Genomic DNA, 16,657 nt, shown 5'->3' with positions numbered 1-16,657 from the left:
CGTTAACCCTGCTTGTCGTTGTGGGGCGCACTTATATACTGGATCGATGCCGGCGCCTGAGCGCTGCGGCATTTGAGGCGATTCTAGGAAGCACGCGCGCAGAGCAAAGCACAACAGGCGCGGGGGCGGAAAAGTGGAACAGAATATGCAGATTCAGTTTCAAAATCGCGGTGCAGCATCGGCGCAGCAGGCCGACGACGCCGCCACCCATCAAGAGGCCGCGCGTTCGCTGCGGGCGCTGGTGGTGCTGGATCACCTGGCGCGCGCCCAGCATCCACCCACGCTGGCGCAACTGGCGCAACGGCTGGACATGCCCAAGACCACCTTGATGCGCCTGCTGGCGGCCATGCAGCGTGCCGGCTTCGTGGCCGCCACGCCCACCGAGAACGGCTTCGTGCCGGGACCGCAGGCAGCGACCCTGGCCCTGGCAACTCTTCGCGCCTCGGCCTTCACGCGCGCCTGCCGCGCCGTGCTCGCCCAACTGGTCGGCACCCTGGGCGAAACCTGCAACCTGACCGCACCCGACGGCGATCGCGTGATCTACATGGAACGCGTGGAAACGGAGGAACCGCTGCGCCTGTTCTTCGCGGTGGGCAGCCACGTGCCCATGCACTGCACCGCCAGCGGCAAGTTGTTCCTGGCGTCCATGAATCGGCTGGAGCGCGGGCGGGTGCTGGCGCGCCTGCCGCTCACGCGCAACACGCCGCGCACGCTGACAGACCCGGCCAGGCTGGAAGAAGAACTCGAACGGCTGGCTGCGCGCGGCATTGGCATCGACAACGAGGAATTCGTGCGCGGCATGAGCGCCGTGGCAGTGCCGGTGCGCGACGCGGACGACCGCGTGGTGGCGGCCGTGGCCTGCCATGCGCCGACGGCGCGCGTCATGCTGGACGAGCTGCTGCGCGCGGTGCCGGTGCTGGAGCGCGCCGCGCGGGCCATGCACGACGTGCTGGCGCAGCACCGAACTGGCGCGACGTAGCGGCCCGGCCTGCGGGTTTTCAATCGGGCGTGAACAGGTCTGGCGGCAGGCGCGCCACGGCCTCGTAGGTCAGGCGGATGTGGGCGGCCAGCAATTCACAGGCGCGGTCCGCATCGCGCGCCAGCGTGGCGTCCAGGATGCCTTTGTGTTCGTCGTCCAGGTCGCGCGCGATGGGCTTGCGCGTGACGGTCAGGCGTCGATAGCGTTCGGCCTGCTGGTACAGGATGCCCAGGAAATGATGCAGCCAGCGCGACGGACAGGCGCGGATCAGTTCGCGGTGGAACTCGCGGTTGCGCTGTTCCCACTCTTCAAAACGGGTGTCGGGGTCGGCTGCCAGGCGCTGTTCGGCCTTGCTCAGACGATGGAAGGCGGCCAGCACCGCGCTTTCCCAGTCGTCATCGCCCAGGGCGATGGACTGGCGCAGGGCCTGGGTCTCCAGCAGCACGCGGTTCTCGGTGATGTCGCGGAAGTCTTCCAGCGAAATCGGCGTGACGTGAAAGCCGCGCTGTCCTTGCGCGATGACCAGCGCGTCCGACACCAGCAGCGCCAGCGCTTCGCGCAACGTGCCCGCGCCCACGCCGTAATCGTCCTTCAGGTGTTCGACCCGCAGGCGCGAGCCCGGCGGATGCACGCCCTGGATGATGTCGCGGCGCAGGTTGACATAGGCCGAGCCGACCAGGGTGTTGGCCGAGGCGGAATGGGCAAGCGGGGGGAGGGTGGCGCCGTCTGACATGGGAGCTACTTTATCACTGGCTTTAAAAAATCTCGATAAAAATTATTGACGCCGAGATTTATGCTGCTTATCGTAGAAAAAAGCGTCGAGACCACGACCGGTAATCAGCCGGCGGCTGGCGCGCCCAGGAGACAAGCACAGTGATACGGCTACATGACGTCCGGCGCACCGGCCCGCGCACCCGCAACCTGCCCGAAACATCCGCCCGGCGGCCCTTGTTGCGCCCGGTTCTGCGTCATGTTGCGGCCTGCGTGGCGGCGGTGGCCGCACTGGTTGCCGGCCCTGCAGCCAGCGCGGAAACCTGGCCGTCGCGGCCGGTGACCCTGCTGGTCAATGGCGGTCCTGGCAGCCTGCCGGACCTGTTCGCGCGGCCCTTGGCCGAACGCCTGCACCGCGCCCTGGGCCAGCCCGTCGTGGTCGAAAACAAACCCGGCGCCGGCGGCATGCTGGCCATGCAGCAGCTCAAGTCCGCGCCGGCCGACGGCCACACGCTGGCCCTGGTCACCAACGCGCACCTGGTGTGGAACCCCTACATTTTTCCGGCCCTGACCTACGATCCGGCGCGCGACCTGCAGCCGGTCAGCCCGCTGGCGGTCATCCCCATGGCATTGACCGTCAACGACAAATTGGAGGCCAAATCCCTGGATCAACTGCTGGCGCTGGCGCGCCAGAAGCCTGGCCGCCTGAACTACGCGTCCTCGGGCAACGGCAGCCCGCCCCACGTGCTGTTCGAAATGCTGCGTGAACAGGCAGGCGTGGACATCCTGCACGTCCCATTCAAAACCGGCACTGCCGCGCTGAATTCGGTGCTGGCGGGCGATACCGAAATCTATTTCGCCGGCACCGCGCTGGTCGAGCCCATGGTCAAGGACGGCCGCCTGCGCGCGCTGGCAATGAGCGAGACCGTGCCCGACGCTGCCTTCGGCAAGACGCCCACGCTGGCCGCCAGCAACTTCCGCGGCTTCGAGGGCGCGGTGTGGCTGGGCGTGGCCGCGCGCGCCGGCACGCCGGACGGCATCGTGCAGCGGCTCAACGAAGAAATCGGCCGCGCGCAGCAGGACGGCGCGCTCAAGCAGATGTACGCCAGCCACGGCTCCTTGCCGTACCATCTGGCGGCGGCGGCCTTCGCCCAGCGCGTCGCAACCGAGCGGGACACTTCCGGTCCCGTGCTGCGCAAGCTGGGCATCAAGCCCGATTGAACTTCCTACTTCCAACCCTGGTATTCGGGGCTCCGCTTGCGGGGCCCGCAGCAGCTTATGAACCTGATCGAAGAGATTGTTGAAAACTCCCCGTCCATCCGCGACATCCGCAGGGACATCCATGCGCATCCGGAACTGGCGTTCGAAGAGAACCGCACCTCCGACCTGGTGGCCCAGCTGCTGGAAAGCTGGGGCATCCCGGTGCATCGCGGCTTCGGCAAGACCGGCCTGGTGGGCGTGATCCGCAATGGCGACTCCGGGCGTACGCTGGGCCTGCGCGCCGACATGGACGCGTTGCCCATGCACGAGGTCAACCAGTTCAGCCACGCCAGCAAGCATCCCGGCGTGATGCACGCCTGCGGCCATGACGGCCATACCGCCATGCTGCTGGGCGCGGCCCAGCATCTGGCGCGTCATCGCAACTTCGACGGCACCGTGTACCTGATCTTCCAGCCCGCCGAAGAGCGCGGCGGCGGCGCGCGCGAGATGATGCGCGACGGCCTGTTCGAGAAATTCCCCATGGAAGCGGTCTTCGGCATGCACAACATGCCCGGCATTCCGGTGGGCTGCTTCGCCTCGTCCGCGGGGCCGGTGCTGGCGTCCAACAGCGAATTCCACGTGACCGTGCGCGGCAAGGGCGGCCACGCGGCCATGCCGCACCTGTCCATCGATCCCATACCCGCGGCAGCGCAGATGATCGAGGCCTTCCAGACCATCATCAGCCGCAACAAGAAGCCGCTGGAGACAGCGGTCATCTCGGTGACGACGGTGCAGGCGGGCGGCGTAGTCAACGTCATCCCCGACACCTGCGAACTGCGCGGCACGGTGCGCGCCTATACCCGCGAAACCCTGGACCTGATCGAGCGCCGCATGGGCGAGATCGCGCAGCACGTGGCCGGCATGTTCGGCGCGCAATGCGAATTCGTCTTCACGCGGCACTATCCGTCGACCATCAACCACGAGGCCGAGACCGCCTTCATGCGCAACGCGCTGACCCAGGTGGTAGGGCAGGAGCGCGTGCTGGTGCAGGCGCCCATCATGGCGGCCGAGGACTTTTCCTTCATGCTGGAAGAGGTGCCCGGCAGCTATTGCTTCATCGGCAACGGCGAAGGCGACCACCGTGAACCCGGCCACGGCGAAGGCCCATGCCTGGTCCACAACACCAGCTATGACTTCAACGACGCATTGCTGCCGATCGGCGCGAGCGCCTTCGTGAAGCTGGCTGAGAACTGGATGCCGCGCAAGTAGCGGCAATGGCGGCGCGGGCGGACAGGACAGCGCCTGCCGCCCGCGCGCCGCGACTATCCCGTGTCAGTGCGACGAACCGGCCTGGACCGACAGTTCGTGGTTACGTGTGCGCACCAGCAGCGCGCTGAGCGCAGCGGCCAGCCCTGCAATCAGGGCGCCCGCCAGGAAGGTCAGCTGATAGCCGCCATTCAGCGCCAGGGTCGGCGCCGCGCCAGCCGCTGCCAACCCCGCGGTACGCGCTGCGGCCAGGCTGGCCAGCACCGCCAGACCTAGCGCGCCGCCCATCATGAAAGCTGTGTTGACTACGCCGGACGCCAGGCCGGACTGGCTGGGCTCCACATCGCTCATCGCGGCCAGCAGCATCGGGTTGAAGGCCACGCCCGCGCCCAGGCCCAGCAGCAGCATGGCTGGCAGGACATCGACGGCGAAGCTGCCGTCCGCCGGCGCGCGCGCGAACAAGGCCAGCCCCAGCGCGGCAATGAACAAACCCGTGGCCAACGGCCCGCGGATACCAAAGCGCATCACCAGCTTGGCCGACAGCCCCAGCGAGAACGCCGCCATGATGAGATTGGCCGGCAGAAAGGCCAGGCCGACCTCCATGGGGCTGTAGCCCAGCACCAGCTGCATGTACAGCGCCGACACGAAGAACCACGCGAACATGGCCGCGGCCCACAGCACGCCGACGACGTTGGCCGTGGCCACGTTGCGCAGGCGGAACAGCCCCAACGGCATCAGCGGGGATTCCACCCGCGCTTCGATCGTCAGGAACAGCGCCATCAGCGCGGCTGCCGCGCCCAACAGGGTCAACGATTGCGTCGAGGTCCAGCCGGCCTCGTTGCCGTTGACCACCGCATACACCGCCAGCATCAGCGAGGCGGTGACGCTCAGCGCGCCGGCCACGTCCAGCCGGGCGCCGGCGGCGGCAGGCGGTGCGGCCGGAATCAGCCGCAGGCACAGCGCATAGACCACCACGCCGATGGGCAGGTTCACCAGGAAGATCCAGTGCCAGGACAGCGCGCTGGTCAGCAGCCCGCCCAGCAGCACGCCGATGCTGCCTCCGCCCGCGCAGACAAAGCCATACACCCCCATGGCGCGCGCCCGTTCCCCGGTTTCGGTGAACAGGTTCATGATGAGCGACAGCGACACCGCCGACACCACCGCGCCGCCCAGCCCCTGCGCCGCGCGCGCGCCGATCAGCAGGGCCTGGTTCTGCGCCAGGCCACAGGCCAGCGAGGCAATCGTGAAGACCACCAGGCCCGCCAGGAACATGCGGCGGTGCCCCAGCAGGTCGCCCAACCGTCCGCCCAGCAGCAGGAAGCCGCCGAAGGTCAGCATGTAGGCGTTCACCACCCACACCAGCGAGGTCTCGGTGAAATGCAGGTCTTCGCGGATGGAGGGCAGGGCGACGTTCACGATGGTGGTGTCCAGCACGATCATCAACACGCCCAGGCAAAGCACCATCAGCGCCCACCAGCGTTGCTTGCCATGTATTCCATGCGTCATCAGTTGTTGCTCCGTGGATGGCGGTTCGATCCGCCGCGTTGCTTTTCTAGTGGGAAACGCGCCCGCCACTGACCATCCAGCGCGTGCCGTAGCGGTCTATCAGCGAGCCATGGGCCTCGGCCCAGAAGGTCTTCTGCAAGGGCATGGTGATGCTGCCGCCGTCGGCCAGCAGGTCGAAGACGCGTTGCGCGTCCGAAACCGTGGGATAGGCCAGCGCCAGCGCCACGCCCTGCTTGCCGGGATAGGGATGCCCGGCGGTCGCGTCGCTGCCCATCAGGGTCTGCTCGTCCAGGCCCAGGCGGGCGTGCATGATACGGCCGGCGTCTTCGTCCGACAAGACCGGCATGGCGGCGTCGGGCGGGGCGTCCGCATAGCGGATCATGGCCTCCATCCGCCCGCCCAGCACGCGCTCGTAGAAGTGCATGGCCTCGGCGCAATTGCCGTCAAAGCTGAGGTAGGCGGATAGTTGGGGCATGATGTCTCCAGGGTGACGAACGGACGGTGCCAGGAGGGCGGCGCCGCTCTATGATGGAAGCCTGACCCCACGTACAAAGGAGCCCGGCCATGCTGAAAGGAAGCTGCCATTGCGGACAGATCGCGTTCGAAGTCGATGGCGAACCGTCCCAGGTACTGGAATGCAATTGCTCGCACTGCAGCCGCAAAGGCTATCTGCTGTGGTTCGTGCCCCGCGCCAGCGTGCGCCTTGCCACGCCCGCCAGCGCCATGTCGACCTACCGGTTCAACAAGCACGTGATTTCACACCACTTCTGCGCCAATTGCGGCTGCGCGCCATTCGGCTTCGGCGTGGGCGCCAAGGGCGAAGAGACAGCAGCGATAAACGTGCGCTGCCTGGAAAACGTGGATCTGAACGCCTGGCCCCGCATCCCGTACGACGGCCGCAGCGTCTGAGCGCCGCGAACCGCGCTACATCATAGGGCAAGCGCGCGCCGCGCGATATGGCTAGCGCGTGACATGTCTTTTCATCGAATTGAACGAGTTTTCAGGGAAGCGCCGCATGAGCACCGTAAAACTGCTGTCCGACGACGACGTCCGCAAAAACCCGCAGGCCTGGGCCGTGTTCGAAGACATCCGCGCCACGCGCAAGTCGGATTTCGTCAACAACTTCTGGCGCGCCCTGGCCAACGATCCGCCGCAGCTGGAGCGGGTCTGGGGCCAGCTCAAGCAAGTCATGATGGCGGACGGCGAACTCTCTCCCCTGATGCGCGAAATGATCTACATCGCCGTGTCCACCGCCAACGGCTGCACCTACTGCATCCATTCCCACACCGCCGCCGCCCGCGCCAAGGGCATGACCGACGGCCAGCATGCCGAACTGCTGGGCGTAATAGGCATGGCCGCGCAGACCAATGCCATGGTCACCGCCATGCAGGTGCCCGTCGACGAGGCATTCATCGTGAAATAGGAGGCCGCCATGTCTCTGATCCCGCTGTTTCCGCTATCCAACGCGCTGTTCCCCGCAGGCGTGCTGCACCTGCGCATCTTCGAGGTGCGCTACCTGGACATGATCCGCCGCTGCATCGCGGACGGCAGCGAATTCGGCGTGGTCGGCCTGTTGTCGGGCCAGGAGGTCCGCACCCCCGAAGGCACGGAGACCCTGGCCCCCGTCGGCACCATGGCGCGCATCGCAGACTGGGACGCGCCCATGCCGGCCCTGCTGGAACTGCGCTGCGTCGGCACCAGCCGCTTCCGGCTGCTTTCCAGCGAGGTGGCAAAATACGGCCTTTGGATGGGCCAGGCCGAGCCCATCCCCGACGACCCGCCCGCGTCCGTGCCGGCCGCCATGCAGCCCAGCGCCGACGCGCTGGGACGCCTGGTGGCCCAATGGCAGCAAGATGGCGTGTCCCCCGAAAGAATGCCCCTGGGCCCGCCGTTCCGGCTGGATGACAGCGGCTGGGTCGCCGACCGCTGGTGCGAACTGCTGCCGCTGCCGCCCGACGACAAGGCCGCCTTGCTCGCCATGACCGACCCGGTGGCGCGCCTGGCGGCGATCCAGGACGTGCTGCGGGGGCAGGGGCTGGCTTAGGAAAGATGCCAGGGGCCGCGTATTGCTTGTATTGCGTACCGGGCCTGGGCGTAACCGTATGTGGACACCATGGAAATCAGGATAGACGAGGGCCTGCGCGCCTACATAGACCCCTTGACCGACGACGAGCGCGAAGCGCTGGAACGCAGCCTGCTCGCCGAAGGCTGCCGCGACGCCCTGGTGCTATGGGGCGACCTGCTGGTCGACGGCCACAACCGCCATGCCCTGTGCATGAAGCACGGCATCCCCTTCGAAACCCGCCAGAACACCTCGTTCAAGTCCATCGAGGACGTGCACCTCTGGATGATCGAAAACCACCTGGGCCGGCGCAGCGTGTCGGATTTCCAGCGTGGGGTGCTGGCGCTGCGCAAGAAGGAAATCCTGCAGGCGCGCACCGCGGCTGCGCCCGCGCCCGACGATCCGCCCTGGGACGAAGACTCCGGCGAACCGCCGCCGTTGCCTGCCGCAGTCGTGTCGCAGGCGCTGAGCCGGCAGGCGCTGGCTCGGGCTGCGCGGATCAGCAGCAATACCTTGGGGCAGATCGAGAAGATACAGAAGGCCGCGGCGCCGGAATTGGTGCGGGCGGTCAAGGATGGGGCTATCTCCATCAACGCTGCGGCGGCGGTCGCGACGTTGCCGCCGGAGCGACAGGCTGCGGCCGTGGCTGGCGGCAGGAAGGAGTTGCAGCAGGCAGCCCGCGAAGTCCGCCAGGCCAAGGCCCCGCCGCCTCGGGAGGCTGTGCCGGATATTCCTATTGAGAATATTGCGGATTTGCCGGCTGAGGTGGCGCGGTTACGGGAGTTGCTGACTCGGCTTACAGATGAGAGGGATCAGTTGAAGAAGAAGGTGATGCATTTGACGGTGGCGTTGGCCGAGGCTAGGAATGCGGCGGGGGGAGGGGATGATTGACGGGTTGGGGGGACTAGGGGACCTGATCGTCGAGCACGCGCTTTGCTCAGTGCAACCTAAGCGCGTGGATCCGTAGATCGCTGATGGGTTTAGCCGGATCGTCCGTGAGTGTCTGCTTCCGTCAACATCTGAGCGCCGACTGTTGATTGCTTTGTTAACCGATGATTCGATAGTAGACACAATATCTGTCACTTTCGAAGGTTGTTCGTGGCTACCCGTGTCGTGCATGAACCTTACCGCCATGTCACGTTAAACCATTGGTTATGTCATTTTATCGGGTTGCGCATACCCATAATGAGGTATTTCGTCGTCATATTGCTTTATAGAAAATTGGTAAGTGCAAGCCAAAACCATATTTTTTCGAGGCGCCGATTGCACGGTGTTTGTCGACGTTGGTCGTCCTCGTCACTCTAGTAATTTGCCAGATAGAAAAGCCACGTTTCAGCCATTTGAATCAGCTGAGCTATAGCGCTTGGGAGGTCCTATGTCCCCATATCTTTCTTACGTAAAAGCCTTCGGGACGGATTTGCGGAAAATCGCGGTTTGGGAGCCCGGAACGCGAGTGGAGCTTGGAGACTATGGGGAGGTTCAAGAACAACAATGGAAGCGGCTTGGTAGCATCTGGGATCTTATACCCGGCGTTGGCGAACGGCTGCGTGAGTTCACCACCTCGAGACTCGCTGGTTTGAGTCTGGGTAGCGCCCACATCGTATCGGGCAATGCTGGTGCCACCTATGACGGTATACCTGGCGGGCTTGGACTTACGATCAAATTCAGCAGCGACCACTCAGTTTTTGTTCGGGCTGAGAACTGTGAAACTCACTCACTGGCCCATCTTCAGGATGTGGCGGATGAGCTTGCTGCGCGTGCCATTTTGCGGAGGGGGTGGACAATTGTTAACGAAGTTCGATCCGCGAAGCGGTTTTTGGTCCTTATAGGTGTGGGTTCGGGAGGAGAATTACGCGTTACTGCGAAGACGAGTGATATTTTGGACGCGTTCGTCGCAGGTCGGCTTTCGACCGACAACAAAGTTCAAATCAGCGGAACAGAGGTCCTTCAGTATCTCGGTCGGAGCGGACCGATTCATATGTCGTTGATGAAGGTGAGCGGCCCCGGTGTCTTCCGCCGTAGGGCAAAAGCTGAAAGGGTGGAGTTTGCCGAAGGGTCCAGAACGCCCACAGGTGAGCGCACGAAGCCCAAAGGTGAGCCTGTTTACGTAGAAGCCGTTGACGCAAAAGAGTTCTGCGAAATGTTGACTTGACGTACGGAGTCATCATGGGCTTAAGTGAAGAACTTTTACGCGAATACAAAGAGGCTTATCAAATCCCCCCCCTGCTTTTGAACGGACTTGTTCAACGAGAAGCCCTGCCGCCATGGGCAGCGCAATCGATAGAACAACGGGTCGATTGGCTCAGCGCGCTTCACAGGGCATGCACCGAGAAGGAATGGCCAAAAGATCTAAGAGAGGCGGGCGCAGGCCTTCTTGAGCATGGATGCAATCTGGGAGCCGCTGAGATCTGCGAGCAGGCTAAGGCTATCGTCATGCCGGTTTGTACGCCCGTGTATCTTCGATTGCTATTCGAGATAATTGCTCTGCCAATGGTGTTCCTTACGTCACCGGACCCGGATGCCAAGATGGTGTACGACGAGACTAAGTTGACCGACTCGGTGCGTCGGCTTACACATCTCTCTGGAATGTTGGGCGATACTGGTTATGCAGATGCTCCCGCCGAGTATTGGGGAGGCGCTGTTACTCTTGCTACGCGATTTCTCTATTACCACGAGCTCGGCCACCTGAGCCGAGCGCGATCTTGTAGTCAAGACCGTCCAGAGTGGGTAACGCGAGAAGAAGAGTATCTGACCGAAGAACTTGTCGCTGATCAGTTTGCGATAGCTATGCTAACGCTGGAGTTGAAACGACAGACTGCCTTGCAGTCCGTCGGCTTCGTCGGAATTGCCCTAGCCTTCAGCTTTGTGGCGCTGAAAGAGTTCTCCGACACAGTCCTTGAGGGGGGGCGGCGATCTACTAAGGACGCCACTCTCCGAATGCACCGACTCCTTTGGTGGGGGCGGCTGACCGTGGGCGCCGGCGGGCTAGCTGCAGAGGCTGTGACACTGGGTGAGGCGTTTTGGGGCAGCTTTACCGCGCTGTTGAGAAGAATCGATCAGATTCCATCGCCAGTCTTTTCCCTTCTTATGCGGACCGCGGATCGTCCTCGTGGCGACTGGAAAATTGCCAGCAATCACATTCTGCGATGGTGTGTGTTTGGAGACCGCGCAAATGTTCTTGCAAATATTCGCCGAATTCGCGACGCCGCCACCGAAGTGGGAGCGACGCAAACTCGTGCGCTTGAGGTTCTGAAGGTAGTCGACTTCTTGCTTAGCGACACCGCTCATTTTGAGCCTACTCTGGGTATGCGTGCGGTGCTGGAGCGCTGATGAGAACGCAAGCGATGTTCAAACGCATGAAATTGCGCTCGCCGGGAAATCGGATGCCCGCACTGCAATTTCGCTGTGAGTTTCGTCACGCAGGCCAACGTGCCCATTTTTCGCCCATTGCCCGCCGTGCCCGACGTTTGCGCACCCAGATCACCAATCCAGTCACGCTCAGCGTTGCAACAAAAATCCCCATGAACGAAATCAACACGCGCCCCGGCATGCCCAGCAGCCGGCCGGAGTGCAGCGGCAATTGCGCCTGCATGAACACATCGCCCCAGGTGCCTTGGCCCGGCACTCTTTCGCCGACGATCGTACCGGTGTCGCCGTCCAGATAAAGCACGTTGTTCCCCATGCCGTTCTCATCCCGGTCGTCTTCCGGCGCGTAGAACGTCACGCCATAAATGCCGAAGCGCTGCGCATAGAAAAGAGACCCGGCGGGGGCAGTCCAGCCTCGACGGCTGCCTTCGGCCTCGGCTACGGCGATAGCCTGCTCTCGACGCAACAGCGGGTCGGTCAGCTCCCGCTCGCGACTGCCCTGGCGTGACTGAAATGGCGAGGGCGTGATCGGCGAGAAAACCGACACGAGCGGCTGCATCACTTGCGTTCCCAGGTTCAGCGACACCGAGGTCACGGCCAGCATCAGCAGCAGACCCCATACCCATACGCCACCCGAGCGATGCACGTCGAAATTGAGTTTGACGCCGCCCTGGCGCAGCCGGAAGCTCAGCGACTTGCGCCAACTGCGCACATTGGGAAATGAGATACAGAGAGCCAGGAAACTGTCGATGATCCAGACCGCCGACACCACGCCCATCAGCCACACCCCGAATTCGATTCCCCAGCCTTTGGGGATGTGCAGGGTGTAGTGCAGCTTGTAGAGAAAGGGCAGCAAGTTCTCGCGCGACAGCGATATCTGGCCCCACTGCCGCTGCCCCTGGACCTGGCCGGTGGCAGGATCCACGGCCAGTTGATTGAAGCCGAGGACGTAGGGCGCTGCGGTAGCGGGATCGATGCGCGCGGCGACACCCAGCATCGCAGTGTGGCCAGGCTCCAGCGTCAGCGGGACAAAGCTGACTCGCAGGCGCGGGTCAGCCGCCTCGACCCGGCGCGCCAACTCCAAGGGAGCTAGTGCGTTAGCTGTCGCACCGGAGGCGGCCACGTACAGTTTGGGGTTAGCCCACTCGTCGAGTTCGTGATTCCATGCGATCAGCGCGCCGGTCAAGCCGGCGACGAACAGGAAACCCGCGATGAACAGGCCGCACCAGCGATGCAGCAACACCATCGCGCCACGCATGCCGCCGCGCATCAGAATTGGTAGCGTGCCGACAGCGTCACACTGCGCGGCTCGCCATAGACATTGCTCGGAAAGCCCACATTGCCGGACAGCGCGTTGTAGTACTTCTTGTCAAAGACGTTATTGATGTTGAGCTGTACATCCAGCTTCGGCGTCGCCTGCCAGCCCACTACCAGGTCGGCCAGGGTGTAGGCGTCCTGGCTGATACGGAAGGGAACGCCGCTCGTGGTGCCCTGGTTGTAGATGGAGCCCTGGCGGTAGACCGAGCCGCCGATGCGCCAGCCTTGCAAAGCGCCAGACAGCCGGTACATCGTCGACAGCTTGAACAGGTGTCGCGGCGTGTCTGTGTCGAACAGCTCGCCCACATTGTCGGGGTTCGCATCCTTGCGATAACGCGCGATGGCCACCGTGTAGCCCAGGCTCACTTGCCAGTTGGGGGTGATGGCGCCCTGCAATTCGAATTCCACGCCCTGGCTGCGTACTTCGCCGGCGGCCGAATAGCAGGCGACCGTCGGGTAACCGGCGCATTGGGTCTGATCGGTGCTGCGAAAGGCGCGGTTTTTCTGGTCCATGCGGAACAATGCTGCCGAGGCATTCAGCGCGCCATTGAAGTATTCGCCTTTGATACCGATTTCATAGTTTTGCCCGATCACCGGATCCAGCAGATTGTTGCTGGCGTCCATGTAATTCTGAGGCTTGAAGATGTCCGTGTAGCTGGCGTAGACGGAGTGCTGGTCGTTCAAGTCGTAGACGATGCCGGCGTACTTTGTCAGTTGGTTATTGATGCGGTATCGGTTATGCGCGCTGACGGATGGCGTATTGGCGGTAAAGCTGGGATACGTGTTGACGGTGTCGTTGTAGTCGAACCAGTCCAACCGTCCGCCCAGTATCAGTTTCAGCCGATCGGCCAGGTTCAGGCGGGTCGTGGCGTATAAGCTTTGCTGGGTGATGTCGGCGTCCATCCAGTCGCGCAGCGGGATGTTGGGATTGGCGACGGCACTCGGATCGAAGTCGTAGAGATCGAGGTTGTCGTAGAGAACCACGCCTTGACGGCTGTTGCCGTCGAAATCGATGTTGCGGTAGCTGGCGCCCAGTACCAGTTCATGCGTGCGGCCAAGCAATTGAAAGGGACCGTTGGCATACAGGTCCACGCTGCTCTGCTTTTCCGTATGGGCGTTGCGCGCGCCTAGTTGGCGGTATTTTGCGGTGGTGAAGTTGTAATTGAGGTAATGGCCCAGCATGTCGACCTCGGCCTGCGCGTAGTAGGCCGAGAGATGCGTACGCCAGCCATTTTCGAATCGGTGGTCGAGTCCCACGAACGCCGAAGTGGTGTTCTTGTTCCAATGTTCCCAGTCATTGGCATATGAGGTGGATCGAGGCAGATCCAGATCGCTACCGTCGCGGGCCACGGGCAAGCCGGTAAAGCCATTGCCATGCAACCTGTTCTCTTGGTGCAACGCGCTGAGCGTGAGCGTGGTGGACGCAGTCAAGTCCTTTTCCAGGATCCCGTAAAACGTCTGGCCGCTGCTGTTTTCGCCACGCTTGTAGCTTCCGTAGTCCTGAGTGGCGATCACGGCGCGGCCGCGTAGACTGCCGTCCTCCGATAGCGGACCAGAGGCGTCCAGCTGGGCTCTATAGTGGTCCCAACTGCCGGCGCTCACGTCGGCGGATACCTGCGGCACATCGGTCGGCCGCTTGCGCACCAGATTGATCGCAGCCGACGGATTCCCTGCACCCTGCACCAGCCCGGTGGCGCCACGCACGATCTCCACGCGGTCATAAATAGCCATGTCGGTGGACAGCAGGTCCTGCGACAGGTTGGAGCTGTCCAGGCTCACGGGCAGACCGTCGAACATGATGTTGTCCACATACATGCCGCGCGCATAAAAGGAAGCGCGCTCCGGGCCGAAGCGCCGGTACGTCAGGCCGGGGGCCGCCTGCACCACATCGTTGATCGTTTGCAGGTTCTGATCCTTGATGCGTTCGTTGGTAATGACGGTGACCGACTGCGGTGTCTCGCGCATGGACAGGTTGAGCCGGGTGGCCGTGGCCATGCTGCTGGTGGTGTACGAGTCCGTGCCCTCGGTAGTGCCGTCCGCTACCGATGTTCCGGTTACTGTAACCATGGGCAGCGTGGCGGCGTCGGACGCAGCGGACGAGAGCGTCTCGTCGACTTGCAGCACGTAGGCGCCATTGTCCAGTTGCACGGCCCGCAGGCCGCTGCCGGCAAGCAGAAGGCTCAGCGCGCCCGCGGCGGGATGGCGGCCGCTCACGCCGGCCGTGCGCTTGCCCTGGGTTTGCTCGGCGGTAAAGGTCAACATGATGTTGGCCGTGCTGGCCAACTGACGCAAAGCGGGCGCCAGCGGCCCGGCGGCAATCCTGAATTCGACCGCGGCGGTCCCTGCTGCGGGAGGCGCGGCGCCTTGCGCCAGCACGGCGGCCGGAACGCCGGCCGCGAGGGCGGCGGTCAGCGTCAGGGCGGCAAGCGCAGTAGACGATGGGTAAGGGCGCTCCGAATCGTGGGCGCGGTGCAGGTTCGGCATGTTCTTCCTCTGGATTGGACCTCCGAAAATCCCGGTCCTTCCTAGGTAGGTGCCGCGAACATGCCAATCGGGCAGTCGATTCGAAAAATTTTTTCCCGGGCCTCAATCGGCCGGTACGATCGTCGCCCAGTAACGGGTGCGCCATTGCACGCGTACTGGCAGCACGCTGGGCAGCGTAGCCAGGATCCTGTCCGTGTCCGCCAATGGAAAGACACCCGAAAGCCGCAGATTCGCGATTTGCGGATCGACGCGCAGTACGCCCCGCCGATAGCGATCCAGTTCGGCAGCGAAGTCGCCCAGCCGCTGCTCGTCCGCCACCAACTGACCCCGCGCCCATGCATCCGCCTGCTCATTGATCGCGCGCGGCGCCCCAACAGCATCGCGGCTGAACTGGGTCTGCTGGCCGGCGTGCAGCACACTCGCGCCGGAGCCGGCGCGGGGAGAGACTTCCACGGCGCTTTCCAGAACCGCCACACTGGTTTGTCCAGCGCGCTGCCGTACAGTGAATCGTGTACCCAGCGAACGGATGCTGCCCTCGGCGGTCACTACCGAAAGTGGCCGCGGATCGGACATCCCCGGCCCGTGTCGAGTCGCAACCATGATCTCGCCCGCCATCAGCAAGATTCGGCGCTGGTCCGCATCAAAGCGCACATTTGCCGCGCTATCCGTGTTCAGCGTCAGCCGGGTGCCGTCGTCCAGCATGACTTCGCGTTGCTCACCCGTGTTGCTGCGGTAGTCGGCCGTGCGGGCCTGCCAGGTGTCAGTGCGCGAAGCGAGCAACCCGGCGCTGGTGGCCATTCCCCCCCACAGGAGCATTCGGGTGACCCGCCGGCGGGCGGCGGAGGAGGGCTGATCGGTGGTGGCGTACGACGACAGGGCCGCGTAAGCCGGAGCACGCTCCAGTGATTTCATCCGGCCCGTGACAGATTCGACATGTTGCCAAGCGGCCTCATGATCGACATGTGCCTGGCGCCATTGGCGCCATTGGCGTTGCTGTTCATCGCCAGCCTCCCCGGACATCAGCAGCGTGAGCCAGTCCGCCGCAGCGTTCGCAGTAGCCCGGCTGATGACGCGGCCGCCAGGCAGGGTTAGCGTGTCTCTATGAGAGGCCATGAATTCAGGTCGCCAGCGCGAACATGCATTCGCGGTTGGCCCTGGTCAGATACTGCTTGACTGAACTGGTCGAAGTCCCCAACCGTTCGGCGATTTCGGCGTAGCTCAGTTCGACCAGGTGCGCCAACAGAAAGGCTTCTCGAACCTTGGGAGGCAGGCCATCGAGCACGCGGTCGATCTGCTGCAGGCTCTCGACGGCCATCAACTGTGCTTCCGGCGAGGGAGCGACTTCTTCCGGCAGGCAGGCGAGAGCCTCGAGATAAGCGGTTTCAAGCAACTGCCGGCGGTGGCGGTGTGCGAGGAGCCGCCGGGCAACCGTCGCCAGAAACGGACGCGGCTCCCGGATCTCGATAGCCGCGGTCTTGCGGTCCAGCAGGCTTAGAAAAGTGTCTTGCGCCAGGTCGGCTGCCGCGAAAGTGTCGCCGACGCGCTTGCGCAGCCATCCCTGAAGCCACTTGCCGTGCTCGACATACAGTCCCGCCAAATCATCGGTTATAGGTAGATCCTGGGCTGGCATGAGGACGGAATGTGGAAGCAAACGAATCAAATGAGAATTGATCGCATTATACATAGACAGCTAATCAATTCGGCAACCCGGCCATCGGACGGGTGCGGGGGCTCGTTCCAAGCCGGCGGCTTCGCCACCCGGGGCT

The 16,657-nt window shown here is 63.6% G+C and carries 16 protein-coding genes; 9 read left to right on the top strand and 7 right to left on the bottom strand.

The genetic code is table 11. From position 1 onward, the window contains the following. The first annotated feature begins 133 nt into the window (after positions 1-133). Positions 134-979 carry an IclR family transcriptional regulator gene (locus tag AC1RHV_RS04960; RefSeq protein ID WP_054456468.1) on the top strand — a complete coding sequence of 282 codons (846 nt, stop codon included), beginning with the start codon at positions 134-136 and terminating at the stop codon, positions 977-979. A 19-nt stretch (positions 980-998) separates the two neighbouring features. Here AC1RHV_RS04960 and AC1RHV_RS04955 read toward each other — a convergent pair whose 3' ends face one another. Continuing rightward, complete coding sequence (locus AC1RHV_RS04955) at positions 999-1,712, bottom strand: GntR family transcriptional regulator (RefSeq protein WP_492299911.1); 714 nt, start codon at positions 1,710-1,712, stop codon at positions 999-1,001. A 140-nt stretch (positions 1,713-1,852) separates the two neighbouring features. On the opposite strand from AC1RHV_RS04955, the gene AC1RHV_RS04950 reads away from it, so the two are divergent. Both AC1RHV_RS04950 and AC1RHV_RS04945 read left to right on the top strand, forming a co-directional pair. Next, positions 1,853-2,911, top strand: a complete 1,059-nt coding sequence (locus AC1RHV_RS04950) for a Bug family tripartite tricarboxylate transporter substrate binding protein (protein WP_492299909.1) — start codon at positions 1,853-1,855, stop codon at positions 2,909-2,911. 57 nt (positions 2,912-2,968) lie between these two features. Further along, positions 2,969-4,159 carry a M20 aminoacylase family protein gene (locus tag AC1RHV_RS04945; protein ID WP_492299907.1) on the top strand — a complete coding sequence of 397 codons (1,191 nt, stop codon included), beginning with the start codon at positions 2,969-2,971 and terminating at the stop codon, positions 4,157-4,159. 63 nt (positions 4,160-4,222) lie between these two features. On the opposite strand, the gene AC1RHV_RS04940 is transcribed toward AC1RHV_RS04945, so the two are convergent. Next, entirely contained in the window at positions 4,223-5,662 is a 1,440-nt protein-coding gene (locus tag AC1RHV_RS04940) for an MFS transporter (RefSeq protein WP_175164149.1), read from the bottom strand. A gap of 46 nt (positions 5,663-5,708) precedes the next feature. Then, the gene (locus AC1RHV_RS04935; protein ID WP_054453774.1) at positions 5,709-6,137 is read right to left on the bottom strand and encodes a VOC family protein; all 429 of its coding nucleotides are present in this window, start codon (positions 6,135-6,137) and stop codon (positions 5,709-5,711) included. A gap of 89 nt (positions 6,138-6,226) precedes the next feature. Here AC1RHV_RS04935 and AC1RHV_RS04930 point away from each other — a divergent pair, with 89 nt between their 5' ends. The 6 genes from AC1RHV_RS04930 (at position 6,227) to AC1RHV_RS04905 (ending at position 11,054) form a co-directional block, all read left to right on the top strand. After that, positions 6,227-6,571: a GFA family protein gene (locus tag AC1RHV_RS04930; RefSeq protein WP_119451940.1), complete on the top strand. Its 345-nt coding sequence runs from the start codon at positions 6,227-6,229 to the stop codon at positions 6,569-6,571. 106 nt (positions 6,572-6,677) lie between these two features. Beyond that, complete coding sequence (locus AC1RHV_RS04925; RefSeq protein ID WP_119451941.1) at positions 6,678-7,085, top strand: carboxymuconolactone decarboxylase family protein; 408 nt, start codon at positions 6,678-6,680, stop codon at positions 7,083-7,085. 9 nt (positions 7,086-7,094) lie between these two features. Continuing rightward, entirely contained in the window at positions 7,095-7,706 is a 612-nt protein-coding gene (locus tag AC1RHV_RS04920) for an LON peptidase substrate-binding domain-containing protein (protein WP_492299904.1), read from the top strand. 69 nt (positions 7,707-7,775) lie between these two features. Continuing rightward, positions 7,776-8,615: a hypothetical protein gene (locus AC1RHV_RS04915; protein ID WP_175181091.1), complete on the top strand. Its 840-nt coding sequence runs from the start codon at positions 7,776-7,778 to the stop codon at positions 8,613-8,615. 484 nt (positions 8,616-9,099) lie between these two features. Next, positions 9,100-9,876: a hypothetical protein gene (locus AC1RHV_RS04910; protein ID WP_492299901.1), complete on the top strand. Its 777-nt coding sequence runs from the start codon at positions 9,100-9,102 to the stop codon at positions 9,874-9,876. A gap of 14 nt (positions 9,877-9,890) precedes the next feature. After that, the gene (locus AC1RHV_RS04905; protein WP_492299899.1) at positions 9,891-11,054 is read left to right on the top strand and encodes a phage exclusion protein Lit family protein; all 1,164 of its coding nucleotides are present in this window, start codon (positions 9,891-9,893) and stop codon (positions 11,052-11,054) included. Positions 11,055-11,139: 85 nt separating this feature from the next. Here the strand turns inward: AC1RHV_RS04905 and AC1RHV_RS04900 are convergent, their stop codons facing one another. The 4 genes from AC1RHV_RS04900 to AC1RHV_RS04885 all read right to left on the bottom strand — a co-directional run bounded on the left by AC1RHV_RS04900 (position 11,140) and on the right by AC1RHV_RS04885 (position 16,521). Then, positions 11,140-12,348: a PepSY-associated TM helix domain-containing protein gene (locus AC1RHV_RS04900; RefSeq protein WP_492299897.1), complete on the bottom strand. Its 1,209-nt coding sequence runs from the start codon at positions 12,346-12,348 to the stop codon at positions 11,140-11,142. A gap of 11 nt (positions 12,349-12,359) precedes the next feature. Beyond that, positions 12,360-14,891, bottom strand: coding sequence for a TonB-dependent siderophore receptor (locus AC1RHV_RS04895; protein ID WP_119451943.1), 2,532 nt, complete (start codon positions 14,889-14,891; stop codon positions 12,360-12,362). Between the two features lie 102 nt (positions 14,892-14,993). After that, the gene (locus tag AC1RHV_RS04890; protein WP_492299894.1) at positions 14,994-16,004 is read right to left on the bottom strand and encodes a FecR domain-containing protein; all 1,011 of its coding nucleotides are present in this window, start codon (positions 16,002-16,004) and stop codon (positions 14,994-14,996) included. A 4-nt stretch (positions 16,005-16,008) separates the two neighbouring features. Then, positions 16,009-16,521 carry a sigma-70 family RNA polymerase sigma factor gene (locus tag AC1RHV_RS04885; protein ID WP_054453792.1) on the bottom strand — a complete coding sequence of 171 codons (513 nt, stop codon included), beginning with the start codon at positions 16,519-16,521 and terminating at the stop codon, positions 16,009-16,011. Positions 16,522-16,657: the final 136 nt, after the last annotated feature.

This window comes from Achromobacter sp. GW823-FHT04E03, assembly GCF_058796095.1.
This window is presented reverse-complemented; position numbering and strand designations above follow the sequence as displayed.